This window comes from Novosphingobium sp. ERN07, from assembly GCF_012641335.1.
Classification (GTDB): Bacteria; Pseudomonadota; Alphaproteobacteria; order Sphingomonadales; family Sphingomonadaceae; genus Novosphingobium.
Genome location: NZ_JABAID010000006.1, coordinates 190,827 through 213,869, shown reverse-complemented (window position 1 = coordinate 213,869; position 23,043 = coordinate 190,827). Strand labels below are relative to the sequence as shown.

The following is a 23,043-nucleotide window of genomic DNA, read 5'->3' as shown; positions in this document are numbered from 1 at the left end:
TCGCATTAAGGGGATATGCGGCGCATCGAATGGGGCAGCGAAGATACCGGGAGGCCTTGCTTTGGACGTTATGGAACGAACGGATGCGGGAAGCCGCGCGGATGACACGCCGCGCGCTCTAAATCCGCGCGATCGATCCCCAGCCAACGCAAACGCCACCGCCGCAAAGGCCGCGCGCCGCAAAGCAAAGTCATCGCGCCAGTTCTGGCTCAAGCAGCTCCACGCATGGCACTGGATCAGCGCCGCCGTTTCGCTCACCGCGATGTTCGTGTTCTCGGTCACGGGCCTCACGCTCAATCATGCCGCCACAATCGGGGCAGAACCCAAGGTGGAAACCGCGCAGGCGCAACTGCCCGCAGCCTCGCTCAAAACGCTTGAGGACGGCCCTGCCTCTGCCGCCGCCACCGATGCCAAACCGCTGCCTGCACCCATTGCAGACGAGGTGCAGCGCCTCGTGGGCGTGAAGGCGCACGGCGTTGCGGCGGAGTGGTCTGACGCCGAAGTCTATGTCGCGGTGCCCGGTCCCGGTCGCGATGCTTGGGTCAGCATTGATCGCGCCACCGGCAACGTAGAGGCGGAAAAGACCAATCGCGGCTGGATCTCGTTTTTCAACGACCTGCACAAGGGCCGCAACACCGGCGTGGCATGGTTCTGGTTCATCGATGTGCTGGCGGTCGCCTGTGTGGTGTTCACGTTCACGGGCCTGCTCCTGCTGCAACTCCACGCAAAGAACCGCACCACCACATGGCCACTTGTGGGCCTTGGCACGGCGATTCCGCTGATCATCATCCTGTTTTTCATGCACGCATGAATTCGTAAGATTGGACAAAGCCTTATGAAGAAAAGCCTGATCCTTGCTGCGGGCGTGATCGCCGCCCCGACCGCCGCTTCAGCCGGGACGATCACCGTCACGATCCCGCGCATCGCGGTTTCGGAATACCATGTGCCCTACCTTGCCGCATGGATCGAACCTGTCGGTGGCGGCGCGGCGCGGACGCTGGCTGTATGGTACGATGTCGACAAGGTGGGTAACGAGCCGGGCACCAAGTGGCTGGCAGACCTGCGCACATGGTGGCGCAAGGGTGGCCGCAGCCTGAAGCTGCCCGCCAATGGCGTGAGCGGCGCAACCCGCGCGCCCGGCGCACACCGCATCCCCATCCCCGCGAACATCAAACCCGGTGCCTACACGCTCCACGTAGAGGCCGCGCGCGAAGATGGCGGGCGCGAACTGGTTTCGCAGCCGCTCACCATTCCTGCCGCAAATGGCAAAGCCAGCGGCAAGTCCGAACTGAGCGCCATCGTCATCTCCGCCCGCTGATTTTCAAGCTGAAAGGTTCATCCATGACCGCCAAGTTCTTCCTGCTTGCAGCCGTCGCAGGCATCGCTGCTCCCGCAGCCGCGCACAATGCCTGGCTCCTGCCCTCCACCACCGTGCTGTCCGATACCGTGCAGAGCGTGACAGTGGACATGGGCGCATCCACCGCGCCGTTCGAACCGAACCACCAGCCGCTTCCGGCTGAAAACGTCAAGGTATGGGCACCCGATGGTTCGATGGGCAAAGTCGAAAATGCCTCGCGCGGGCGCTATCGCTCCACGTTCGACGTGAAGATCGACAAGCCCGGCACATGGCGCATCGGTATGGAAAACAACGGCATCGGCGGCACGTTCAAGGTGAATGGCGAACCGTGGATGGTCGGTCGTCGTCGTGGCCCAGCACCTGCTCCCGCCCCTGCACCCGGTGCTGCTCCGGGCGCACCGCCTGCCGGTCAGGGCATGATGCCTCCTCCCGGCGCGCCTGCTGGCGCTCCCGGCGCAGGTGGCCCCGGTGCAGGCGGCTCCGGTGCAGGCGGCCCCGCTGGCGCTCCGAGTGGACGCCCGCAGATCGATCCCAGCCACATCGTCGCCACTGTCGATGAAATCCCCGCTGGCGCAACCGATCTTGCCCTTACCGAAACGGTCGGCCGTAACGAATTCTTCGTGACGGCAGGCGAACCCAGCGATGCCCTGCTCAAGCCCACGGGCAAGGGGCTGGAATTCGTGCCAGTAACGCTGCCCACCGATCTCGTGTCGAACGAACCCGGCCAGTTCCGCTTCCTTGTCGATGGCAAGCCCGCTGCGGGGCTTGAAGTGGAAGTGATCCCCGGCGGCCGCCGCTATAAGGAAAGGGATCAAACGCAGAAGCTCAAGACCGATGCGCAAGGCCTGCTCACTGTTAACTGGCCGGGCGCAGGCTTCTATTGGCTGAATGCCAGCCTTACAGATGAAAAACCATCCAACCCCAAGGCCGCCAAGCGCCGCATGAGCTACACTGCTACTCTGGAAGTGCTTGCTCCGTGATCGACATGGCCCCGGCACCGCGCATCGCGGTGCCGACCGATATCGATGCAGCGGCACTGCGGGGATTCGATCCCGCAGCGCCGCTTTGCAGGATCAGCGGGCAAACGATGGGCACGACATGGCAAGTGCAGGCCGCCCTGCCCGCCGGTACCAATATCACGGCTGCCGATCTTCAAGCCCGCATTGACGCACGGCTTGACGGCATCGTGCGCGAAATGAGCCACTGGGAAGCGGACTCCGACCTCTCACGATACAATAACGCTGCTGCGCAAAGTGCAGTGGCGCTTCCACTGGATTTCGCGACAGTAATGGTCTGCGCGCTCGGCATTGCGCGCCATAGCGAGGGCGCGTTCGACCCGGCGCAAGGCCGGTTGACCGATATCTGGAGCCTTGGCCCGCGTCCCGCAACAGGTGAACCGGACGAAACCGCCATTGCCGAAGCGCTGCGCCTGTCAGGCTGGCACAAGCTGGCCTTCGCGCCAGACACGGCCATGCTGCACCAACCCGGCGGCCTATGGCTCGATCTTTCGGGCATCGCCAAAGGCTATGCCGCCGACGCCGTAGCCGATCTGCTTGGCCACTTTGGCCTTGTCCACGCGCTTGTAAACATCGGTGGGGAATGCACCGGGCGCGGGATACGGCCCGATGGCGATCCGTGGTGGGTCGATCTGGAATGCCCGCCCGGCCTTGCACTTGCGCCGTTGCGCGTCGCGCTGCACCAGCTTTCCGTCGCCACGTCGGGCGATTATCTGCGCGGTGCCCATACGCTCGATCCACGCAGCGGACGCCCTGCCATTCACGCTACCACGGCCGTCAGCGTGATCCACCAGCAGTGCATGGAAGCCGATGCCTGGGCGACGGCGCTCAGCGTTGTTGCATTGCCGGATGCGCAGATGCTCGCCATTCGGCATGACCTTGCCGCGCGCATCGTGCTGCGATCCGGCGCAGAATGGCTCAGCCCTGCTTTACGGGCGATGCTATGACCGGCCTTCTGCCTCCACTAGCGCACATTCCCCCGCAGATCGCCTCGCTCAGCGATTACGAAGCCTATGCGCAGGCGCGGGTCGAACCCGGCGCGTGGGCCTATATCAACGGCGGCGCAGGCGATGAATGGACCTTGCGCGAAAATGTCGCCGCTTTCACCCGCCTGCCTCTGCGCACGCGCGTGCTGCGCCCGATGTGTGGCGCATCGACGGCGCTAAGCCTATTCGGCTGTGACATGGCCGCGCCGATCCTGATCGCGCCGATGGCGTTCCACGGCCTTGTCCACCCTGATGGCGAAGCAGCCACCGCGCTTGCCGCTGCGGCCACCGGAAGCACGCTGGTCGTCAGCACGCAAGCCAGCCAACCAATCGAACAGATTTCCGCCGCTGCGCCCGGTGCGCCGTGGTTCCAGCTCTATATCCAGCCCGACCGCGCCTTCACCCAACGCCTTGTCGCGCGGGCAGAGGCGGCGGGCTATCGCGCGCTCGTTGTCACCGTGGATGCTCCCGTCAACGGCGTGCGCAATGCCGAAGCCCGCGCGGGCTTTGCCTTCCCGCCCCATATCCGCGCGGTAAATCTCGAAGGAATGCGCACTCCGCCGCCCAGCCCGGAAGGCGCACTGCTGTTCGGCACCCCGCTGCTGGAAAGCGCGCCCGACTGGCAGGACATAGCGTGGCTGCGCAGCCTCACGCGCCTCCCCATCCTGCTCAAAGGCATCGTCGATCCTGAAGACGCCCGCCGCGCGCTGGATTGCGGCATCGACGGCCTGATCGTATCCAATCACGGCGGGCGCACGCTAGACGGCGTGCCAGCGGCCATTGACCTGCTGCCTGCCATTGCGCGCAGCGTTAATGGGCAAGTTCCGGTCCTGATGGATGGCGGCGTGCGGCGCGGCACCGATGTGCTGCGTGTGATGGCATTGGGGGCAAGTGCGGTAATGGTGGGGCGCCCGATCCTCCATGCACTTGCCACGGCAGGCGCATTGGGCGTCGCCCATGCCTTGCGGGTATTGCGCGCCGAATTCGAACTGGCGATGGCGCTTGCGGGTTGCCGCACGCTGGACGAAATCGACAACGAATGCCTGTTCGGCAACCCCGCCACCTCTTGACCTTACGCCTTTGCGGCCACCGTTGTTCCGGCTCCATATTCGGCGCAAAGTTCGCACATCGCGTGGATGATGCCGCGCACGATGGGGTCTTTCAGGCTGTAATAGCGCGTCTGCGCCTCGCCTCTGGTCGTCACGACCTCTTCTTCGCGCAGCAGCGCAAGATGCTGCGATACCGCCGATTGCGAAAGCCCGGTAAGTTCCACCAGTTCCGTCACCGAAACCTCACCCTCATCCATCCGGCACAACATCAGCAGGCGTTCCGGATGGCTCATCAGCCGCAGCCGCCCGGCCATGCGGTTGGCGTTACTTTTCAGTTCGGTCAGGTCGGTCGGCTTCATGGTCGAAGCTCCGTAAAACGACGGTCGTCATCCCGCAATACCACGTTGGCGGCGGGAATGAAGAGAACCCGCCACCAAATCAACGCTCGACAGGTAAACCGGCCGACTGCCATGCGTTAAAGCCGCCAGCGAGATGGGTATCGACCACAGTCTGCGCCGTACTGCACTTGTCCAGCGCCATGCCCGACCGCTTGCCGCCCAAACAGTTCAGGACAAGCGTTTTTCCGCCAGCATCGGGAAGTTGCGAAGGCTGGAATCCTGAAAGCGGCATATTCACCGCACCGGGAATATGCCCTTCGGCAAATTCGTTGACCTCGCGCACGTCCACCACAAGCGCCCGCCCGGCCTCCACCAATTCATGAAGTTCCTGCGCGGTCACTTCGTTGTGTTTGGGAGTGCTGCTTCTGCCAAAGCCAAACATCATCCGATCGACCTTTCTTCCATTTGCCCTCGGCCTGCCCTGATTGACAGACGAAAAGCAGGGCTCATAACATTATGGCTTTCTAATATCATATTTCTATTATATTCGTCAATCAGAATTCATGACGCGGCGATTCTTCGCGGCAGGCAGGAGAGAAATGGAATGACCGTAGAAACCGCCGTATTCCGCTTTGCCGGACTGGTCGTGCTGGCCAGCGTTGCACTGGCCCATTGGGTCAACTCCGGCTTCCTCTGGGTCACTGCCTTTGCGGGCCTCAGCCTGCTCGTCGCTGGCTTCACCGGCTTCTGCCCGGCGGCAATGGCCTTCAAGAAGCTCGGTGTGCGCACCGGCAATGTCTTCAAATAACGCCAACCTTCCGTCTGCTGAAAGGGCCAGCGACCAATGAGTGACACCGCACTCCGGCAAGCCATAGCGCAAGTAACGGAAACTGTGGCGGGCGGCACCGCCCCGATCATCCGCACCTTCTTTAACGAGCCGACCTTCACCGCAACCCACGTGGTCCACGATCCGGCGACAAAGCGCGCGGCGATCATTGATTCCGTTGCGGATTTCGATCAGCCATCGGGCCGCATCACCCACGCTTCGACGGATGCCGTCATCGCCTATGTCCGTGCCGAGGGTTTGACCGTCGACTGGCTGCTCGAAACGCACGCCCATGCCGATCACCTGTCCGACGCGCCCTATTTGCAGGAGCATCTGGGCGGCAGGATCGTGATCGGGCGCGATATTCTGACCGTACAGGGCGTGTTCGGCACCATCTTCAACGAGCCGGAAAGTTTCGCGCGCGATGGTTCGCAGTTCGACCGACTGATGCAGGACGGAGAATCTTTCGCGCTGGGCAGCATCCCCGCGGTGGCACTGCATGTGCCCGGCCATACGCCTGCCTGCATGGCCTATGTCATTGGCGATGCAGTGTTTGTGGGCGATACACTGTTCATGCCGGACTATGGCACCGCGCGGGCCGACTTTCCCGGCGGCGATGCCCGCACGCTGTTCCGGTCGATACGCCGCCTGATGCAGTTGCCCGATGAAACGCGGGTGTTCCTCTGCCACGATTACAAGGCACCGAACCGCGATACCTTTGTGTGGAAAACCACCATCGGCGCTGAACGCACCGGCAATGTCCATGTGCATGGCGACGTTTCAGAGGACGATTTTGTGACGATGCGCGAGGCGCGCGACAAGACTTTGGGTATGCCGCGCCTCATCCTGCCGTCGATCCAGATCAACATTCGGGCTGGGCACCTGCCCGAACCCGAGGACAACGGCAGTCGCTATCTGAAGCTTCCGATCAACGCTTTCTGAAGTGCACCTAGATGCAACTAGCTGCACCTACGCGCCACTAAACACCACCGAAGGCCCGCAAAATGTACAGCGAAATCCAGTATTTGCTTGGGGCTTTCAGCGGGGTTCTGATCGGCTTCACTTTGGGCCTTGTCGGCGGTGGAGGTTCGATCCTTGCGGTGCCCCTGATGGTCTATGTCGTCGGCGTCGAAAGCCCCCACCTCGCCATCGGCACCAGCGCGCTGGCGGTTGCGGCCAATGCGCTGGCCGGACTTTTCAACCACGCGCGGCCTCGGAACGTGAACTGGCGCTGTGGCGGATCGTTCGCGCTGGCGGGCGTGATGGGGGCGCTGGGCGGATCGACGCTGGGTAAGGCATTCGACGGCGAAAAACTGTTGTTTCTCTTTGCCTTGCTGATGCTCGTCGTCGCAGTACTGATGTATCGTGGGCGCGGTGGTGCGGGAATCGAGGGCGTGCAGTGCAACCGTGAGAACCTGCCGAAGGTCGCGCTGTTCGGCGTGGGCACTGGAATGCTTTCGGGCTTTTTCGGAATCGGCGGCGGATTCCTCATCGTCCCCGCGCTCGTCGCCTCCACCGCCATGCCGATCTACCGCGCCATTGGCACCTCGCTGATCGCCGTTGCCACGTTCGGCCTCACCACCGCCGCCAACTATGCCGCCTCGGGCCTGTTGGACTTGCCACTGGCCGCAACCTTCATCGCGGGCGGGATCGTTGGGTCGATCCTTGGCGCGATGGCGGCGCGGCGGTTGGCCGGGGCGAAGGGATTGCTGAACACGCTGTTTGCGGGGCTGATCGTGGTAGTGGCCACCTATATGCTCTATCGTAACTGGGTGTCGTTCACCGCGTAGACCTGCTGCGCCAGCCAGTCGAGGCCGGGACGGTGGTTGACCAGCACGAGGCCCGTGCCGGTATCGCGCAGCCAAGTATCCAAGGCTTGCGCCATCCGCTTTTCGGTTTGCAGATCAAGGCCTTCGCTCGGCTCATCCAGCACTAGCCAGGGCCTTTGCGCCAGCAGCGCGCGGGCGAGCGACAGGCGTTTGCGCTGACCGCCGGACAGGCGCGCACCATCAGGGCCGAGCCATGTTTCCAGCGCGGCAGGCATGGCCCGCACCGTATCGGCAAGGCAGGCGATTTCGAGCGCCGACCACATCTCCGCTTCGCTCAGGCCAGGCCGGGCAAGGCGCAGGTTGTCGGCCACGGTTCCGGCGAGCAGCGGGGCATCCTGCGCGGAAACCGCGAAGATCAGACGCAAGGCTTCGATGGCAAGACTGGTAGCGGACACGCCACCGACCAGCGCAGGTTCGGGCGCATCCCGGCGCAAGCCGGCCAGCGTCATCGCCAGCCGCGTCTTGCCGCTGCCCGATGGTCCAGTGATCCGCACCCGCCCGCCTGCCGGAAGGTTCAGCGTATCCGCGCCACTGCCGAGGGTGATTGCAGGTTGCGGTGGCAAGGAAACGTGACGGTTAGGCCGCTCTGGCAGACGTGCAATTGCTTCGAGCCGCGCGAGCGCTGCATCAACCCGCGCGCGCTGGAGGAAGGAGTGGCCCAATCCGCCCAGCGCCTCGAACGCGCCAGCGCCCGCCAGTGCGGCGAGCGCTTGTAGCGGCAGCGTTGCGCTGCTGGTGCCCAGCATTGCTGCGACCGTGACCGAGGCGATGGTGAGTTGCAGCGTTTGCAGCAGGCCTTCGGCACGCACGATGGCCAGCCGCGCCCGGTCAAGCGCTGCGGCTTGTTCGGCCAGCAATGTGGCAACGCGGCTTGTCTGGCCGAACAGCGCGAGTTCCACGCTGGCCCCGGCATATTCGCCATAGAGGCCTTTCAGGCGTTCCAAGGCTTCACCATGATCGCGCCACGGCTGCGCCAGCAGGCGCGGGGCGGCCCAGCGCGTGGCGATCATGCTGATAGCAAGGCCTGCGCCGAGGATCGCTGCTGGCGCAACTCCCGCCAGCAGCGCTGCCCCCAACCCTGCCAACGCGCCAGTGATAGCGGACACGGCGGACACGCGGCGAATGGCGAGATCTTCCAATGCTTCCACATCGCTACCGAGATGGGCTGCAACCACCCCGCCGCCGCGCTGCGCCATTTCGGCCATATCTGCCGAGGCAAGCCGCGCAAAGAGCCGGGGGCGCAAGTCTGCCAGCCCACGCAAGGCATCGCGATGACCCAGCAACCGTTCGAAATAGCGCGCCAGCGTGCGCATGATGGCAAGACCGCGAATGCCTGCGCTGGGCAGCAGGTAGTTGAACGCCTGCACGGCCACGACGCCGCCTGCTCCGGCGAGAGCTGCGCCGGTCAGGAACCAGCCAGATATGGCGAGCAGGCCGACCCCGGCCAAGGCCGCGAGTGCAGCGGCGATGCTGGCGGCGATGCCGGCCTTCCGCTGGGCGATGAGCGCAATGGGGAGAGGCTGTTTCATGGGCAAGCCAATGTGGATTGCGCCGCGCCACGCAATAGCGGATCGTGCGTGGCAACGATGACGAGGCGAGTGTGCGCGATGTGGTGCAGAACGTCCACAACGCGCTGTGCAGTGGCGGCATCGAGATCGGCGGTCGGTTCATCGAGCAGGAGGATCGGACGGCCCGACAGGATCGCGCGGGCAAGGCCGATGCGGCGACGCTCTCCGCCCGAAAGGCCCGCCCCAACCGGATCGATAACCAGATCGCCGCCGCGCGCATCGAGCAGGGCATCAAGGCCCAGTTTTTGCGCAAGGTCGCGCCAATTGGCGGCTTCAGCGTTGCCAAGCAAAAGGTTATCTTCAAGCGTTCCGGGCAGAAGCAATGGGCGCTGCCCGCTCCAGCCGATATGGGGATTGAGCGCGCCGGGCATGATGTCCTGCCCGGCTGCGACCATGCGCCCGCTCACCACCGGGACCATGCCAACCAGCGCATGGAGCAGCGACGACTTGCCTGCGCCGGTGGGGCCGACAATCGCATGAAGCCCCGTTTCCGGCCATTGCGCACTGAACGGGCCAATGGTCGAGCCATCGTCATAGCGCACGAGCAGGTTTTCCGCCCCAAGGCCCTTCGGCACAGCTTCGAATGGCCGGGCCTGATCGACAAGCCTTTCAGCTTTCGCAAGTTCAGGTTCCATCGCGGCCAATGCAGCTTCGCCCTGCTGCTTGTCATGATAGGCGGCGGCCATGCGGCGCATTCCAAGGTAGAATTCTGGCGCAAGGGCAAGGACAAAGAAGGCACGCGCAAGGTCAAGCGTTTCAGGCGGCGTGAACGGCAAAATACCAAGCAGCGAGAACCCGCAGTAGACCGCGACCAGTGCGACCGACAGTGCAGCGAAAAACTCCAGCACAGCGCTGGAAACGAAAGCGATGCGCAGCACCCGCAGCGTGCGCGTGGCCACGTCTTGCGCGGCGCTGGCGATCTGGCGGGTGACGCGATTTTCTGCGCCGAAGCTGACGATGGTGGGCAACGTGCGTGCGCGATCCACAAAGAGACCAGTCATGCGTGAAAGCGCAAGATGCTGTCGCTCTGCCTCAACCCGCGCGGCGGTGCCTGCCAGCATCATGCCGAGCGCGAAAGGCACGAGTGTTGCCAGCATGATCGTAGCGGCGACCCAGCTTCCGAACGCCGCCAGTGCAGCGCAAGCGAGCGGAGAAAGAACCGCCGCCTTGCGGAGCGGCGCGAACCGCCCGATATAGCCATCGAGCGTTTCCACATCGTCAATCGCAGTGCGCATATCCTCGCCCGGCAGGCGCCCACGGCGAAAGCCCGTGGGCAGGAACGCGGCGAACAGACGCGCCCGCAGGGCTTGCTTGGCGGCAGTGGCTGCGATCTGCCCCTGCACCGCGCCGCGTGCCTGCGCAAACCCGCGAAACGCCCCGCTGAATGCTAGTGCACCAAGCGCCAGCGCGCCTGCTAACGGCGTGCGGCCCGCAATTGCGCTGCCCAGCCAAAAGGCCAGCGCACCTGCGAATAGCGCCGCGCCAAGCCCATCGGCGCTCCACCACAACGATGCGCTACGCAATTGATGCGATTTGATTTTCAGGAAAGCGGACGGGGAATCTGTCATATCTCTGCGGGCTTATGGCGTGCCATGCAGGTTGACCGCAAGGAAATATTACCATATCCTCATATTAACAATTCGGATAAACGACAGGCCTTATCGATTCGGGCCTTTCGGGCGCGCGCATTTCACGCTTCACGATCCAAAGGGGCCTTCGTGATGGACATGGCTGTTGTCGAGCTTTCGCGGTTTCAGTTTGCGCTGACCGCGATGTACCACTTCCTGTTCGTGCCTTTAACGCTTGGACTTTCGTTTCTCCTCGTCATCATGGAAAGCGTCTATGTGATGACGGGCCGCCCGATCTGGCGGCAGATCACGCGGTTCTGGGGCAAGCTCTTTGGCATCAACTTCGTGCTGGGCGTGGCAACCGGCCTGACGATGGAGTTCGAGTTCGGGACCAACTGGTCCTATTACTCGCACTATGTGGGCGACATTTTTGGCGCGCCGCTGGCCATCGAGGGGCTGATGGCCTTCTTCCTTGAAGCGACGATGGTAGGGCTGATGTTCTTCGGCTGGGACCGGCTTTCGCGCGTAGGGCACCTTGCGGTCACGTTCTGCGTGGCGCTGGGCAGCAACCTTTCGGCGCTGTGGATTCTGGTCGCCAACGGATGGATGCAGAACCCCGCCGGGGCCAGCTTCAATCCCGATACGATGCGCATGGAAGTGACCGATTTTTCAGCCGTGCTGTTCAATCCAGTGGCGCAGGCCAAGTTCGTTCACACTGTCAGCGCGGGCTATGTCTGCGCCTCGGTCTTCGTGCTGGGCGTTTCGGCGTGGTATCTGCTGAAGGGCAAGTGGGTGGGCTTTGCCAAGCGATCGATGATGGTGGCATCGGCTTTTGGGCTGGCGTCGAGCCTTTCGGTCGTCGTGCTGGGCGATGAATCGGGCTATGCCCTGACCGACAACCAGAAGATGAAACTCGCCGCGATTGAGGCGATGTGGCACACCGAGCCTGCGCCTGCGGGCCTTTCGATCTTCGGCATTCCCAATCTTGAGACCGAAACGACCGCCTATGAAGTGAAGATCCCCTATGTACTGGGGCTGATATCCACCCGCAGCCTTTCGGGCGAAGTGATGGGCATCAACGATCTCGTGCTGAAAGCGGACGAACGCATTCGCGCAGGCATTCTGGCCTATGACGCGCTGGAAAAGCTGAAAGCCAATCGGACCGACATGGCCGCGCGCGAGGCGTTCGAACGCAACAAGGCGCATCTGGGCTATGCCATGCTGCTGAAGCGCCACATCGATGATCCGCGCAAGGCGAACGACGCGCAGATAGTGCAGGCGGCGCGCGATACGATCCCCAACGTGCCAGTGATGTTCTGGCTGTTCCGTTTGATGGCGGGGCTGGGATTCGCGTTCATCGGCTTCTTCGCGCTGGCGTTCTATTGTTCGTCCACCTGCCATTTCGAAAAGCGCTGGTTCCTGAAAGTGGCGGTGGCGATGATCCCGCTGCCGTGGGTGGCCATCGAATTCGGGTGGCTGCTGGCGGAAATCGGTCGCCAACCCTGGGCGGTGGAAGGCGTGCTGCCGACGTTCCTTGGCGCATCGTCGCTGACCGTGGGGCAAGTGTGGGCAACCATTGCGGGGTTCACCGCGCTATATTCGGTGCTGGCCGTGATCGAGGTGCGGCTGATGCTTTCATCGATCCGCAAGGGACCGGTGGAACATGCGCCTGAACCCGAACACGAAACGTCCTTCGGCGGCGGCTTTGCGCCGCTCCCCGCAGAATAAGGAGCGAGGACGATGGCTATTCCTCTCGATTATGAAACGCTGCGGGTGATCTGGTGGGCGCTGATGGGCGTGCTGCTGATCGGCTTTGCGCTGACCGATGGCTATGACCTTGGCGTGGCCACGCTCCTGCCCTTTGTGGCGAAAGACGATGCCGAGCGGCGGCTGGTGATCAATTCGGTGGCAGCGCATTGGGAAGGCCATCAGGTGTGGCTGATCCTTGGCGGCGGAGCGATCTTTGCAGCGTGGCCGTTTGTCTATGCGGTGAGTTTTTCAGGCTTTTACATCGCGATGTTTCTGGTGCTGGCTGCCCTGATCCTGCGGCCCGTGGCGTTCAAGTATCGCTCAAAGCATTCCGACGCCGCATGGCGGAGCCGGTGGGACATGGCGCTGTTCGTATCCGGCCTTGTCCCCGCGCTGGTGTTCGGCGTGGCGGTGGGCAACGTGCTGCTTGGCGTGCCGTTCCGGCTCGATGACAATCTGCGCAGCTTCTACGAAGGCACGCTGCTGGGCCTGTTCACGCCCTTTGCGCTGCTGAGCGGGCTGCTGTCGGTGGCGATGCTGGTGCTGCATGGCGCGGGCTGGCTCGCGATGAAGATCGAGGATGGGCCGGTGCTGGAGCGGGCGCGCAAGATCGGCAGCATGGCGGCAATGGTCGCGCTGCTGCTGTTCGCACTGGGCGGCGTGGCGGTAGCGCAAGCCGGCATGGGCTTCCGGTTGGGCAGCGTGGTCGATACCGCGGGGCCTTCGAACCCGCATTATGCCCACGCCGTTGCCGCATCCGGGGCATGGCTGACCAACTATGCCGCGCAGCCGTGGACCCTGTTTGCCCCGTTGATGGGGCTGGTGGGGCCGATTCTGGCGCTGGTCGGCATCCGTGGCCGCAATCACCTGCTGAACTTCGGCGGTTCCGCGCTGGCGACTGTGGGGATCATCGCGACCGTGGGCCTATCGATGTTCCCGTTCATCCTGCCCAGTTCCATCGATCCGGGATCGAGCCTGACCGTGTGGAACGCATCGTCGAGCCACCTGACACTGTGGATCATGCTGCTGGTAACCGTGGTGATGCTGCCGATCGTGCTGGCCTATACCGCGTGGGCGATCAAAGTGCTGTTTGGGCGGCTGACCATGCGCGAAATCCAGACCAGCCCCGACTTCTACTGAGGAGCAAGACCAATGTGGTATTTCACCTGGGTTCTCGGCCTTGGCCTTGCCGTGGCGTTCGGGATCATCAACGGCATGTGGAACGAATTCCGCATGGGCGATGCGGGAGAGGCGGAGAAATAATCCTCCGCCCCTTCTGATCATGCGATAGCCTTAATCTTCAGCTTTGGCTTGAGTTCGGCGGCGGCCTTCTCTTCCTTTTTGCGCCGCTCAAACACCGTACGCATGTATTTGCGGTCGGCATCTGACAGGATCTTCTCGCTTTCGACGAACTGTTCCTGCTCCTCCTCGCGGATGTGGTGCAGGTACTCGTGCTTCAGGTCGGCAAAGCGCTCCATCCACTTCTTCTTGCCCATGTCGCGCGCGGTCAGGTCGTCGAGCATCTTGTCGATATCTTTGTGCTCGGCCACGGCGTGGCGAGCGAACTCGGTGGTTTCGGGGTTACGCAACACGGTGGACCACAGGGCCTGCTCCTCGGCCGCAGCGTGGGCTTTCAGTTCGTAGACGAGTTCTTCGAACAGCGCGGCGCGGTCTTCGCCCTTGCCATCGGTCGCCTCGATCATGGACAGCAGCGCACGGTGGCGGTCATGATCCTCGATCAACCGGCCAAACACATCGGGCAGGCCACGCAGATCGGTTTCAGGGGTCTGGCCGATGCGCACCGGCACGTCGGGAGCGATGGCCTTTGCCTTGGCGATGGCCTTCGATTTTGCGGCTGCGTGGGTTTCACGTTTTGCCTTGGTAGCCATTGTCTGCACTCCTTCAGGCGAGGTTGCGGATCATCGGTTCGCGCGCGAAGTGGCGCACGGGGCCGACGCTGAGAAGCTGGTCGTTGGGAACGACGCCATCGTCCTTTTCGACCCCGGCCTTGTCGAGTATGACCTGCGTGCCCTTGCAGTGGGCGATGGTCTTGCAATGGCCATAGGCGTCCATGAACCATTGCACCGCAGCGCCCTGCTTCGAGAGTTTCTCAGCGGCATCGGGCATCAGCACTGATGCTATCGCATCGAACATGATTGAGGGCGATCCATCGAGTTGGCCATCGGCCTTGAGCGTGCCGCCTTTGACCGCAATGCCGCCGACCTTGGGCGCAACAAGGAATACGCTGCCGCCCTCGGCCTCAACGCCCTCTTTCAGTTTGTCGATGGTTTCCTTATCCGATCCTTCGGCAAAGAGAATGCCGACCTTGCGGCCTTCGAACGTCTTCTTGGCCTGCTTCTGGATCGAAAGCGCGTCCGAAGGCTTCATCTTGACCGGCTCACGCGCGGCAGGGGCCTTTTCGGGCAGGTCAATTGCCAGCCCATCGGCCACCCGCTGCGCCAGCGTATCGTCCACATTGCGCAGGCGGGACAGGACGCGGTTGCGGACGTGTTCGAGCGATACCTTCGACAATTCGAACACCAGCGCCGAAGCGATGTGCGCCTGTTCGCTGTCCGTCTGCGAATGGAAGAACAGCGCGGCTTGGCTGTAGTGATCGGCAAAGAGTTCTGCCCTCGCCCGTACCTTCTCGGTCGGATCGTTGCGTTCGCCATTTTCGCGGAACGAGGTGAAACCGGTTTCCGGGCAGGCGCGCGGGCCGCTGTCTTCGCCCGCTTCATCCAGCGAGTTTGGTTCATAGTTGGCGCGCCCCGTGGGGACGAGCGTCTGCATAAGGCCGTCGCGCTGCATGTTGTGGAACGGGCACTTGGGCGCATTGATGGGGATCTGGTGAAAGTTCGTGGTGCCGAGGCGAGACTTCTGGGTGTCGAGATACGAAAACAGACGTCCTTGCAGCAGCGGATCGTTCGAGAAATCGATGCCGGGGATGACGTTGCTGGGCAGGAACGCCGCCTGCTCCGTTTCCGCAAAGAAGTTGTCGACATTACGGTTCAGCGTCATGCGCCCGACGATCTCAACCGGCACATCCTCTTCGGGTATCAGCTTGGTGGCATCGAGCACGTCGTAAGGCTGGCTTGCTGCAAACTCTTCGTCAAACACCTGCACGCCCAGATCCCATGCGGGGAAGTTTTCAGCGGCAATGCTTTCGAACAAATCGCGGCGATGGAAATCGGGATCGGCGCCCGCGATCTTCACCGCTTCGTCCCAGATCAGCGATTCCATGCCGAGAACCGGCTTCCAGTGGAATTTGACGAAACGCCCTTCGCCCGCCGCGTTGACGAAGCGGAAGGTGTGGACGCCGAAACCTTCCATCATGCGCAGGGTGCGCGGGATGGCCCGGTCGCTCATTGCCCACATGATCATGTGCATGGTTTCGGGCATCAGGCCGACAAAATCCCAGAACGTATCGTGGGCGCTGCCTGCCTGCGGATAGCCACGGTCGGCTTCCATTTTCACCGAATGCACAAGATCGGGAAACTTGATCGCATCCTGAATGAAGAACACCGGGATATTGTTGCCAACCAGATCCCAGTTGCCCTCTTCGGTGTAGAACTTCACCGCAAACCCGCGTACATCGCGCGGCGTATCAACCGACCCAGCCCCGCCTGCCACGGTCGAAAAGCGCACGAAGACCGGACAGGTCGTGCCCTTTTTCTGGAACAGGCCAGCCTTGGTGAGTTCGGGAATGGCCTTCATCACTTCGAACACGCCATGCGCGCCAGAGCCGCGCGCGTGGACAATGCGTTCGGGGATGCGCTCGTGATCGAAGTGGAAAATCTTCTCGCGCAGGATGAAGTCTTCGAGCAGCGTCGGGCCGCGTTCGCCCGCTTTCAGGCTGTTCTGATTGTCAGACAGGCGGTGGCCGAAGTTGTCGGTCAGAAAAGCTGCGCCATCGGCTTCGGTGCCTGCGTTCTGTTTCGTCTCACCGGCATTGCCCTTGGTGGTTCCATAAGCCGCATTGCCGCTGCCCGGCTGATGATCAGCCAGCGCATTTTCAAGCGCCGGCGTGACAGGATTTGGGCTGGCGGGAGTTGCGGGAGAAGTCTTTGCCATCGTCAGCTTCCTTCATGTTTCGCACGCGCAAAGCCTCGCGCAGGCAGAACACACGTTCCGCCCGTCGCGCGGGTCGCTTGATTCGAATTACCGGTTCCACTTGTAGCGAAGCCGCCCGGTCCAGATGGAACGAGCGGCCTGCTATCAGGCATAGTTCAATACGGCAGGTGCCGTTGGCGCGCCTGCTTCTTCTTGAAATGCCGCGAAACGAGCCACGTTCCGGCGGCAGCCGCCGCCATGCCCATCGGCCCCATGCGCCGCATGGCCGTTGCAGCAACAACGCCCATCAGCGCGCCGCCACCTTCGCTCATGCCGGGGGTACGTTCGGCAATCTTCTTGCCGACAACTGCAGAAATGATCTTGCCAAGCATATGTCGTCCTCTTCACCCGCCAGAACGAGTGCTGGAAGACATGGTTCCCCGGCGCCTTGATGGCCAGACAGTAAGGCCGCGTTACAGGTTATCCCGGAATAGCGTGGTTCGCGCTTTTCCTGAAATGCGCAATTCGTGCCAGTATCGTGCGAATTTTTGCTGCGCCACGATAGCGAGCAGTTTTTCCACCAGACTATCAAAATAGATGAGGTCGACCGCGACTTGAAGCGGCGACCGAAATGAACATCGTAGTGCGACATCGTGACGAATTCGTTCACGCTCTGCGTTCCGTCCGTTTCAACCTTTCCGGTGCCACCGGCCTACGTTGCCCACGAGAATGGGATTTACCAGTTGGTTTAGGACACTGGCCGGAGCGGAAACCGCACCTCGAATGCGCTGCCTTCACCCGGCGCGCTGTGTTTGAGGCCAATGGTTCCGCCGTGCAGTTCGACAAGCTGTTTCACCAGTGCCAAGCCAACCCCAAGCCCGTCCTGCTTGATGCCACCGCCAAGATCGACCTGTTCGAAAATGCCGAAAATCCGGCTTTGCTGATCCTGCGGAATACCGATCCCATTATCAGTAACCTCAAGAACGGCCGATGCGCCTTCTTCGCGAAGCGTGACGCGGATTTCACCACCCTTGGGCGTATACTTGGCGGCATTGCCGATAAGGTTGCCGACAATCTGGGTGACGCGAGCATGGTCTGCTACGAGCATGATCGGCTGCGGCCCAAGATCAAGATGCAGGCAATGGCCCGCCTCGTCGATGGCTGGTTGGACAGTTTCGGCCGCAAACGTAGCTACATCCTGAAGGTTGACCGGCTCTGTCTTCAATGAAATTTTGCCCTGATCGATCCGGGCGATGTCCAGCAGATCGTCGACCAATCGGCCCATGTGTTTCAGACTGCGACCCATCGCTCCGCCAACATGGCGCACCGTCTCTGACGGTTCGCGCCGCTGCAGCACACTCAGCCCGGCGTTCAGCGCAGCGATGGGATTGCGCAATTCGTGCGCCAGCACGGCAAGGAAGCGGTTCTTCTGCTTGTCCGCCGCCTGCAACGCAGTGCTGAGGGTGGCAAGTTCATCGCGCTGTGCCACGATCTGGCGGCGCTGATCGTAAAGATCGAAGAACACGTCGGCCTTTGATTGGAGGATTGCAGCCTCAATCGGCTTCTGGATGAAATCGACAGCACCCGCTTCGTAGCCACGGAAGCGCCGGGTCACGTCCGCCGTCCCTGCGGTGACGAAAATGATCGGAATATGGCGCGATCGTTCGTTGCTGCGCATGAACTCTGCCAGTTCAAACCCGTCCATGCCTGGCATCTGCACATCGAGCAGCGCCAGCGCATAATCATGCACCAGCATCAGTTCGAGCGCGTCTTCACCGCTGCGCGCGGTGTGCAGATCCAGTCCGTCCCGCTTGAGCAGGGCGGTAAGCGCCACAAGATTATCCGCCAGATCATCGACCAGCAGGAATTTAATAGGGTCGGTCTGTACCGTCATCGGGCTGCTGGCTCTTGAAGGAAGGCTATGATCTGGTCGATATTCATCACGCGCGCCGGTGGCCATGCTTGCAGCGCTGCTGCGGGCATCGTCGGCACTTCGGCAGAAGCCGGGTCTTCGATGATGGCCATGCCCCCGCCCTCTCCCACCGCTTTCAGGCCGGATGCACCATCGTGGTTGGCCCCGGTGAGTACGATGCCGGTCAGCGCTGCACCAAAGGCATCTGCTGCGGTTTCGAACAGCACATCGATGGCAGGGCGAGAATGGTTCACGAGTTCGTCCGATGAAAGCGCGATGGTGCCGTCCCTTTCTACCAAAAGATGATAGTCCGGCGGCGCAAAGTAGACCGTGCCTGGCTCAAGCGGCTCTTTGTCCTCCGCTTCTTTCACCGGCAGTTTGCACTTGTTGCCAAACAGTTCGACCAAGGCGTTACCCCGCCGTGCCGGAACGTGAATGACAACCAGCACCGGCCGTGGGAAATCAACCGGAATGCCGGGCAGGATGCGCGAAAGCGCCTGAACGCCGCCAGCGGACGTGCCGATCACGATGGCCCCCACCGTCACGGTTCGCTCCGCTGATAGATCCGCTGCTCCCGGCAGAAATCGGCAAAGGCGTGGGCATGGGCCGAAAAGCGCAGGCTTTCCTTTGATCCAAGGCCAAGGAACCCCCTGCGTGCCAGTGATTCCCGGAAAAGGCCCAGCGCGCGATCCTGCAATGGACGATCAAAATAGATCAGCACATTGCGGCACGAAATCAGGTGCATTTCACCGAACGCAGCATCGGTGACCAGACTGTGATCGGAAAAGACCACCTGCTTGCGCAGCGATTTATCGAACACCGCCCGGCCATAATCGGCCGTGTAATAATCCGACAATGACGAGCGGCCGCCCGCCTTCTGATGGTTTTCGGTGAAGAGGCGAATATCGTCGAGCGGGTAGACGCCGACCTGCGCCTTTTTCAGCGCGGTCGGGTTGATGTCCGTGGCATAGAACATCGTCTTGTCCGCCAGCCCTTCCTCGCGGAACAGGATCGACAGCGAATAAAGCTCTTCACCATTGCTGCACCCGGCAATCCAGACCTTCAATGAAGGATAGGTCTTGAGGTGCGGAATCACCTTTTCGCGCAGCGCAAGGTAATAGGCCGGATCGCGGAACATCTCGCTGACCTGAACAGTCAAATAATTCAGCAGACGGGGCAGCATACCTTCGTCGTGCAACACGGCGGATTGCATCGCGGAAATGCTGCCAAAGCCCAACTGCACGCGCGCCTGCAATAGCCTGCGCTTTATCGAAGCGCGGGCATAATGCCGAAAATCGTAGTGATAGCGGTGATACAGCGCTTCGAGCAGCAACTGTATTTCGATATCGTCCAGCGTATCAGCCACTATCGTGGCATCCAAACGCGGGCGAGCGACAGCAGTTTGTCAACGTCGATGGGCTTGGCGATATAGTCGTTCGCGCCAGCATTGATGCAATTGCGCTGATCGTCAGGCATGGCCTTGGCGGTCAGCATAACGATGGGCAGTTTACTCCATCGGGGGTTCGCGCGGATTGCGCGGGCGGCAGTCAACCCGTCCATCACCGGCATCATCACGTCCATCAGCACAAGGTCGATCTTGCGGTCAGGATTGCCTTCGGACGCCGCGAGCGCATCAAGCGCTTCCTGTCCGTTGCGCGCGATCTGTGTGAGCGCGCCGCGCGGTTCGAACACGCTGGTGAGCGAGTAGACGTTGCGCACATCGTCTTCGACGATAAGAATGCGACGCCCTTCCAGCGCGGCGTCACGGTGCTGTGCCTTCTCGATCATCTGACGCTGCTCAGGCGGCAGCTCAGCTACGACACGATGCAGGAACAACGAAACCTCGTCGAGCAGACGCTCTGGCGATTTCGCACCCTTAATGATGATCGAACTGGAATAGCGCCGCAGCCTCTGTTCTTCGTCCGCTGTGAGGTCGCGCCCGGTGTAAACGATCACCGGCGGGAAACTCTGCCCATCGTTCTCGCTCAGCTTCTCCAGCAGCGTGAAGCCGGACGCATCGGGAAGCGTTAGATCGAGGACCATGCAGTCGTAGATCTGGTCGCGCAGCTGATCGAGGCATTCTGCCGCCGTGCCCACGCCCACTGTTTCGACATCCTGCGATTTGAGAAGCTGGCTCACGGCATCGCGCTGAACCGCGTCATCTTCGACAATCAGGATGCGGCGCGCTGGCGACGTAAATTTCGCCTGCATTCCGGCCAGCACTTGCGCTAGCTGCTCGCGCCGCGCGGGCTTGCCAAGGAAGCCAACGGCTCCGAGCGCCAGCGCTGTCTGTCCCTGATCGCCAGCGGAAATAACGTGGATCGGAATGTGCCGCGTGCTGTGATCGTGCTTAAGCCGGTCCAACACGGTCAGCCCGGACTGGTCGGGCAGGCCCACGTCAAGGATGATAGCGTTCGGCTTCAGCTCGCGCGCCGTATTGATCGCTTCGCCAGCGGTGCCAACAATAACGCACCGGAATCCCATCTCGTGCGACAAGTCACGGACAATCGACGCAAAGGTCGGGTCGTCTTCAATGATCAGCAACACCTGATCGCCGCCGCTCAACACGCCACGATCATCCTCGACCGCACGGCGAGGTGCAATGGGACGCGCGGTTTGCGGCACGGTCGTTGGCACCGGCAGGGGTGGTGCAGCCACCACCGCCTGTTCCCTTGGCCGCACTAGCGCCGGGTCGTAATGGATGGGAATGGTGATGGTAAAGCGGCTGCCCTTGCCCACCTCGCTATCCAACCGGATTTCACCGCCCAGCAGCCGAGCCAGTTCGCGCGAGATCGAGAGGCCAAGGCCCGTGCCGCCATACTTGCGGCTGATCGTGCCATCGGCCTGCTGGAACGCTGCGAAGATCGCCTCCTGCTGGTCTGGCCTGATGCCGATTCCGGTATCCATAACCGCCAGCTCCACCTTGTCGCTATCGACCCGCGCAATGGAAAGACGCACGCTGCCACGCTCGGTAAACTTCAGAGCATTCGACAACAGGTTCTTGAGTACCTGCTCAAGCCGCAGCCGGTCCGTTTCGATCTGCGGCGGGCAATCGGGCGACAGCGCAATTTCCAGCGCAAGGCCCCGCTCATCGGCGATGGGCTGGAACACCTTGAGCATATCGGCCGCCAGCCGCTCTACCGAGACGGGCGCGGGCTGGATTTCGATATGCCCTGCCTCGATCTTCGAAAGATCGAGAATATCGTTGATCAGCGTCAGCAGATCGTTGCCCGACGATTCAATCGTCTGCGCAAACTTCACCTGCTCGTCCGAAAGGTTGCCGCCCGGATTGTCGCCCAAGAGCTTCGACAGGATCAGCAACGAATTGAGCGGCGTGCGCAGTTCATGGCTCATGTTGGCGAGGAAATCGGACTTGTACTGGCTCGCCTGCTCAAGCTCCCTCGCCTTTACCTGCAGCGCCAGCGTTGAGCGTTCGAGTTCGGCGCGTTGCCCTTCAAGCGCCTGCGCCTGCTCTTCAAGCTGCGAATTGGTCTGTTCGAGTTCGACCTGCTGCAGTTCCAGCCGCGTCTGCGATTCCCGCAGTGCAACGCCCTGCTCCTCGAGTTCCTCGTTCGAAACCCGCAGTTCCTCGCTCTGCGCCTGCAATTCACCGGCCTGCCGCTGCGTTTCCTCAAGCGCATCCTGAAGCCGCGCGCGGAACCGTGCAGAGCGGAGCGCGATGCCTACAGCCCCTGCCGACTGCTCCAGCAGTTCGGTCACCAGATCGTCAACCGGATCGAAGAAACCCAGTTCGATGACCACGTTGACCACGCCATCCGCCGTGGCTGGCGCGATAACTAGATGGCGCGGCGTCTGGCGGCCCAACGCAGAACCGATCGTCAGGTAGCCGGCGGGAACATCGCTCAACGTCATCAGACGGCCTTCAGCCGCAACCCTGCCAGTCAGACCTTCGTTCACCACGAAAGATTCAGGCACAACGGCATCGCCCGGCACGCCGATCATCGCGGCGCGGTTGAACGTCCCCGCCTCTCCCTTGTACAGAACACCGGCGCTGCACCCTGTCCTTTCGGCAAGATAGGCCAAAATCGCCGCGCCAATTTCCGGCACGGTTTTGTCGCCCCGCATCGCTTCCGACAGACCAACCAGGCTTTCCTGAAGCCACTGCTGGCGCGCGCGGCTACGGCTCGTCCTTCGCAGCATGAAGAAGATCGCAATGGTCAGCGCAATACCTATCAGGCTGGCACCAATTCCGCTGACAATCGCTGTCTGCGATGCCATCTGCATTTCTGCCATGCGCAACTGGCGGAGGCGCATTTCCTCGCGCGCCATGACATCAAGCTGCGCGCGGATCGCATCCATCTCGGCCTTGCCACGATCACTTGCGACAACCGCCAGTGCAGGTGCAATGCCCTGCGTGCGCCGTAGCGCAATCGTCTCGGCCAGTTCCTTGAGCTTTGCGTCGAGATGATTGCGCAGCGGAACAAGGTTCGCGCTCTGCAGCGCATTGTCGCGCGTCAGGTCGCTCAGCTTTGCAAGTTTCTCGCGCGCACCCTTCGCGCCGGCATTGTAGGGAGCCAGATAACTGCTGTTCCCCGTCAGCAAATAGCCCCGCTGCCCGGTTTCGGCATCCTGCGTTGCCGAAAGCAGCTCGTTCATGCTGATCAGCACTTGGTGCGTATGGCGAATTTGGCGATCGCTGGCACGGATACGTTCGATATTGAGATAAGCTGATGCGGCACTGATCACGAAGAACACGACGCCCACCACAAGCCCCACCCCTGACCATCTGTCAGCAGTGCGCGAAAGCGGCGCCAAATGTGTTGTCTTCACCGGT

22 protein-coding genes are annotated in these 23,043 nt (G+C 61.9%); 11 read left to right on the top strand and 11 right to left on the bottom strand.

Annotated features, from left to right (window positions below; translation table 11 throughout):
* Positions 1 to 70 precede the first annotated feature (70 nt).
* The 5 genes from HGI47_RS11000 to HGI47_RS10980 are packed head-to-tail and all read left to right on the top strand — an operon-like array spanning position 71 to position 4,429.
* Entirely contained in the window at positions 71 to 811 is a 741-nt protein-coding gene (locus HGI47_RS11000) for a PepSY-associated TM helix domain-containing protein (protein ID WP_168852809.1), read from the top strand.
* A gap of 24 nt (positions 812 to 835) precedes the next feature.
* Positions 836 to 1,318 carry a DUF2271 domain-containing protein gene (locus HGI47_RS10995; protein WP_168852808.1) on the top strand — a complete coding sequence of 161 codons (483 nt, stop codon included), beginning with the start codon at positions 836 to 838 and terminating at the stop codon, positions 1,316 to 1,318.
* Positions 1,319 to 1,341: 23 nt separating this feature from the next.
* Positions 1,342 to 2,337: a DUF4198 domain-containing protein gene (locus tag HGI47_RS10990; protein WP_168852807.1), complete on the top strand. Its 996-nt coding sequence runs from the start codon at positions 1,342 to 1,344 to the stop codon at positions 2,335 to 2,337.
* A gap of 5 nt (positions 2,338 to 2,342) precedes the next feature.
* A complete protein-coding gene (locus HGI47_RS10985; protein WP_240950136.1) occupies positions 2,343 to 3,320 on the top strand; it encodes an FAD:protein FMN transferase in 978 nt (325 codons plus the stop codon).
* Entirely contained in the window at positions 3,317 to 4,429 is a 1,113-nt protein-coding gene (locus tag HGI47_RS10980; RefSeq protein WP_168852840.1) for an alpha-hydroxy acid oxidase, read from the top strand. Before HGI47_RS10985 ends, HGI47_RS10980 begins: the two co-directional genes overlap by 4 nt.
* Positions 4,430 to 4,431: 2 nt before the next feature.
* On the opposite strand, the gene HGI47_RS10975 is transcribed toward HGI47_RS10980, so the two are convergent.
* A complete protein-coding gene (locus tag HGI47_RS10975; protein ID WP_168852806.1) occupies positions 4,432 to 4,767 on the bottom strand; it encodes a helix-turn-helix transcriptional regulator in 336 nt (111 codons plus the stop codon).
* A gap of 79 nt (positions 4,768 to 4,846) precedes the next feature.
* Positions 4,847 to 5,191, bottom strand: coding sequence for a rhodanese-like domain-containing protein (locus HGI47_RS10970; RefSeq protein WP_168852805.1), 345 nt, complete (start codon positions 5,189 to 5,191; stop codon positions 4,847 to 4,849).
* Positions 5,192 to 5,350: 159 nt separating this feature from the next.
* Between HGI47_RS10970 and HGI47_RS10965 the strand changes: the two genes are divergently transcribed.
* From HGI47_RS10965 to HGI47_RS10955, 3 genes are all read left to right on the top strand, one after another.
* Positions 5,351 to 5,554, top strand: coding sequence for a DUF2892 domain-containing protein (locus HGI47_RS10965; RefSeq protein ID WP_168852804.1), 204 nt, complete (start codon positions 5,351 to 5,353; stop codon positions 5,552 to 5,554).
* Positions 5,555 to 5,590: 36 nt separating this feature from the next.
* On the top strand, positions 5,591 to 6,514 hold the full coding sequence (locus HGI47_RS10960) for an MBL fold metallo-hydrolase (RefSeq protein ID WP_168852803.1): 924 nt from the start codon (positions 5,591 to 5,593) through the stop codon (positions 6,512 to 6,514).
* Between the two features lie 62 nt (positions 6,515 to 6,576).
* A complete protein-coding gene (locus HGI47_RS10955; RefSeq protein ID WP_168852802.1) occupies positions 6,577 to 7,362 on the top strand; it encodes a sulfite exporter TauE/SafE family protein in 786 nt (261 codons plus the stop codon).
* Here HGI47_RS10955 and HGI47_RS10950 read toward each other — a convergent pair.
* A complete protein-coding gene (locus HGI47_RS10950) occupies positions 7,332 to 8,930 on the bottom strand; it encodes an amino acid ABC transporter ATP-binding/permease protein (protein ID WP_168852801.1) in 1,599 nt (532 codons plus the stop codon). The two genes, HGI47_RS10955 and HGI47_RS10950, sit on opposite strands and share 31 nt — an antisense overlap.
* Complete coding sequence (locus HGI47_RS10945) at positions 8,927 to 10,492, bottom strand: ABC transporter ATP-binding protein/permease (RefSeq protein ID WP_240950130.1); 1,566 nt, start codon at positions 10,490 to 10,492, stop codon at positions 8,927 to 8,929. The genes HGI47_RS10950 and HGI47_RS10945 overlap by 4 nt, the downstream gene beginning before the upstream one ends.
* 198 nt (positions 10,493 to 10,690) lie before the next feature.
* On the opposite strand from HGI47_RS10945, the gene HGI47_RS10940 reads away from it, so the two are divergent.
* The 3 genes from HGI47_RS10940 to cydX are packed head-to-tail and all read left to right on the top strand — an operon-like array spanning position 10,691 to position 13,549.
* Positions 10,691 to 12,265: a cytochrome ubiquinol oxidase subunit I gene (locus HGI47_RS10940; protein WP_168852799.1), complete on the top strand. Its 1,575-nt coding sequence runs from the start codon at positions 10,691 to 10,693 to the stop codon at positions 12,263 to 12,265.
* A gap of 12 nt (positions 12,266 to 12,277) precedes the next feature.
* Positions 12,278 to 13,426 carry a cytochrome d ubiquinol oxidase subunit II gene (gene cydB / locus HGI47_RS10935; RefSeq protein WP_168852798.1) on the top strand — a complete coding sequence of 383 codons (1,149 nt, stop codon included), beginning with the start codon at positions 12,278 to 12,280 and terminating at the stop codon, positions 13,424 to 13,426.
* A gap of 12 nt (positions 13,427 to 13,438) precedes the next feature.
* Complete coding sequence (gene cydX / locus HGI47_RS10930; RefSeq protein ID WP_168852797.1) at positions 13,439 to 13,549, top strand: cytochrome bd-I oxidase subunit CydX; 111 nt, start codon at positions 13,439 to 13,441, stop codon at positions 13,547 to 13,549.
* A 17-nt stretch (positions 13,550 to 13,566) separates the two neighbouring features.
* On the opposite strand, the gene HGI47_RS10925 is transcribed toward cydX, so the two are convergent.
* From HGI47_RS10925 to HGI47_RS10895, 7 genes are all read right to left on the bottom strand, one after another.
* A complete protein-coding gene (locus HGI47_RS10925; RefSeq protein ID WP_168852796.1) occupies positions 13,567 to 14,175 on the bottom strand; it encodes a hemerythrin domain-containing protein in 609 nt (202 codons plus the stop codon).
* Between the two features lie 13 nt (positions 14,176 to 14,188).
* Positions 14,189 to 16,357, bottom strand: coding sequence for a catalase (locus HGI47_RS10920; RefSeq protein ID WP_168852795.1), 2,169 nt, complete (start codon positions 16,355 to 16,357; stop codon positions 14,189 to 14,191).
* Positions 16,358 to 16,512: 155 nt separating this feature from the next.
* On the bottom strand, positions 16,513 to 16,728 hold the full coding sequence (locus HGI47_RS10915) for a hypothetical protein (RefSeq protein WP_168852794.1): 216 nt from the start codon (positions 16,726 to 16,728) through the stop codon (positions 16,513 to 16,515).
* A 356-nt stretch (positions 16,729 to 17,084) separates the two neighbouring features.
* Positions 17,085 to 18,230 carry a hybrid sensor histidine kinase/response regulator gene (locus tag HGI47_RS10910; protein WP_168852793.1) on the bottom strand — a complete coding sequence of 382 codons (1,146 nt, stop codon included), beginning with the start codon at positions 18,228 to 18,230 and terminating at the stop codon, positions 17,085 to 17,087.
* Positions 18,227 to 18,793 carry a chemotaxis protein CheB gene (locus tag HGI47_RS10905; RefSeq protein WP_168852792.1) on the bottom strand — a complete coding sequence of 189 codons (567 nt, stop codon included), beginning with the start codon at positions 18,791 to 18,793 and terminating at the stop codon, positions 18,227 to 18,229. Before HGI47_RS10905 ends, HGI47_RS10910 begins: the two co-directional genes overlap by 4 nt.
* Positions 18,790 to 19,614 carry a CheR family methyltransferase gene (locus HGI47_RS10900; RefSeq protein ID WP_168852791.1) on the bottom strand — a complete coding sequence of 275 codons (825 nt, stop codon included), beginning with the start codon at positions 19,612 to 19,614 and terminating at the stop codon, positions 18,790 to 18,792. The genes HGI47_RS10905 and HGI47_RS10900 overlap by 4 nt, the downstream gene beginning before the upstream one ends.
* The gene (locus HGI47_RS10895; protein ID WP_370521690.1) at positions 19,614 to 23,039 is read right to left on the bottom strand and encodes a response regulator; all 3,426 of its coding nucleotides are present in this window, start codon (positions 23,037 to 23,039) and stop codon (positions 19,614 to 19,616) included. Before HGI47_RS10895 ends, HGI47_RS10900 begins: the two co-directional genes overlap by 1 nt.
* Positions 23,040 to 23,043 lie beyond the last annotated feature (4 nt).

Coding starts and splice junctions, on each gene's coding strand:
- HGI47_RS11000 (WP_168852809.1), top strand. CDS start 71: ATGGAACGAACGGATGCGGGAAGCCGCGCGGATGACACGCCGCGCGCT.
- HGI47_RS10995 (WP_168852808.1), top strand. CDS start 836: ATGAAGAAAAGCCTGATCCTTGCTGCGGGCGTGATCGCCGCCCCGACC.
- HGI47_RS10990 (WP_168852807.1), top strand. CDS start 1,342: ATGACCGCCAAGTTCTTCCTGCTTGCAGCCGTCGCAGGCATCGCTGCT.
- HGI47_RS10985 (WP_240950136.1), top strand. CDS start 2,343: ATGGCCCCGGCACCGCGCATCGCGGTGCCGACCGATATCGATGCAGCG.
- HGI47_RS10980 (WP_168852840.1), top strand. CDS start 3,317: ATGACCGGCCTTCTGCCTCCACTAGCGCACATTCCCCCGCAGATCGCC.
- HGI47_RS10975 (WP_168852806.1), bottom strand. CDS start 4,767: ATGAAGCCGACCGACCTGACCGAACTGAAAAGTAACGCCAACCGCATG.
- HGI47_RS10970 (WP_168852805.1), bottom strand. CDS start 5,191: ATGATGTTTGGCTTTGGCAGAAGCAGCACTCCCAAACACAACGAAGTG.
- HGI47_RS10965 (WP_168852804.1), top strand. CDS start 5,351: ATGACCGTAGAAACCGCCGTATTCCGCTTTGCCGGACTGGTCGTGCTG.
- HGI47_RS10960 (WP_168852803.1), top strand. CDS start 5,591: ATGAGTGACACCGCACTCCGGCAAGCCATAGCGCAAGTAACGGAAACT.
- HGI47_RS10955 (WP_168852802.1), top strand. CDS start 6,577: ATGTACAGCGAAATCCAGTATTTGCTTGGGGCTTTCAGCGGGGTTCTG.
- HGI47_RS10950 (WP_168852801.1), bottom strand. CDS start 8,930: ATGAAACAGCCTCTCCCCATTGCGCTCATCGCCCAGCGGAAGGCCGGC.
- HGI47_RS10940 (WP_168852799.1), top strand. CDS start 10,691: ATGGACATGGCTGTTGTCGAGCTTTCGCGGTTTCAGTTTGCGCTGACC.
- cydB (WP_168852798.1), top strand. CDS start 12,278: ATGGCTATTCCTCTCGATTATGAAACGCTGCGGGTGATCTGGTGGGCG.
- cydX (WP_168852797.1), top strand. CDS start 13,439: ATGTGGTATTTCACCTGGGTTCTCGGCCTTGGCCTTGCCGTGGCGTTC.
- HGI47_RS10925 (WP_168852796.1), bottom strand. CDS start 14,175: ATGGCTACCAAGGCAAAACGTGAAACCCACGCAGCCGCAAAATCGAAG.
- HGI47_RS10920 (WP_168852795.1), bottom strand. CDS start 16,357: ATGGCAAAGACTTCTCCCGCAACTCCCGCCAGCCCAAATCCTGTCACG.
- HGI47_RS10915 (WP_168852794.1), bottom strand. CDS start 16,728: ATGCTTGGCAAGATCATTTCTGCAGTTGTCGGCAAGAAGATTGCCGAA.
- HGI47_RS10910 (WP_168852793.1), bottom strand. CDS start 18,230: ATGACGGTACAGACCGACCCTATTAAATTCCTGCTGGTCGATGATCTG.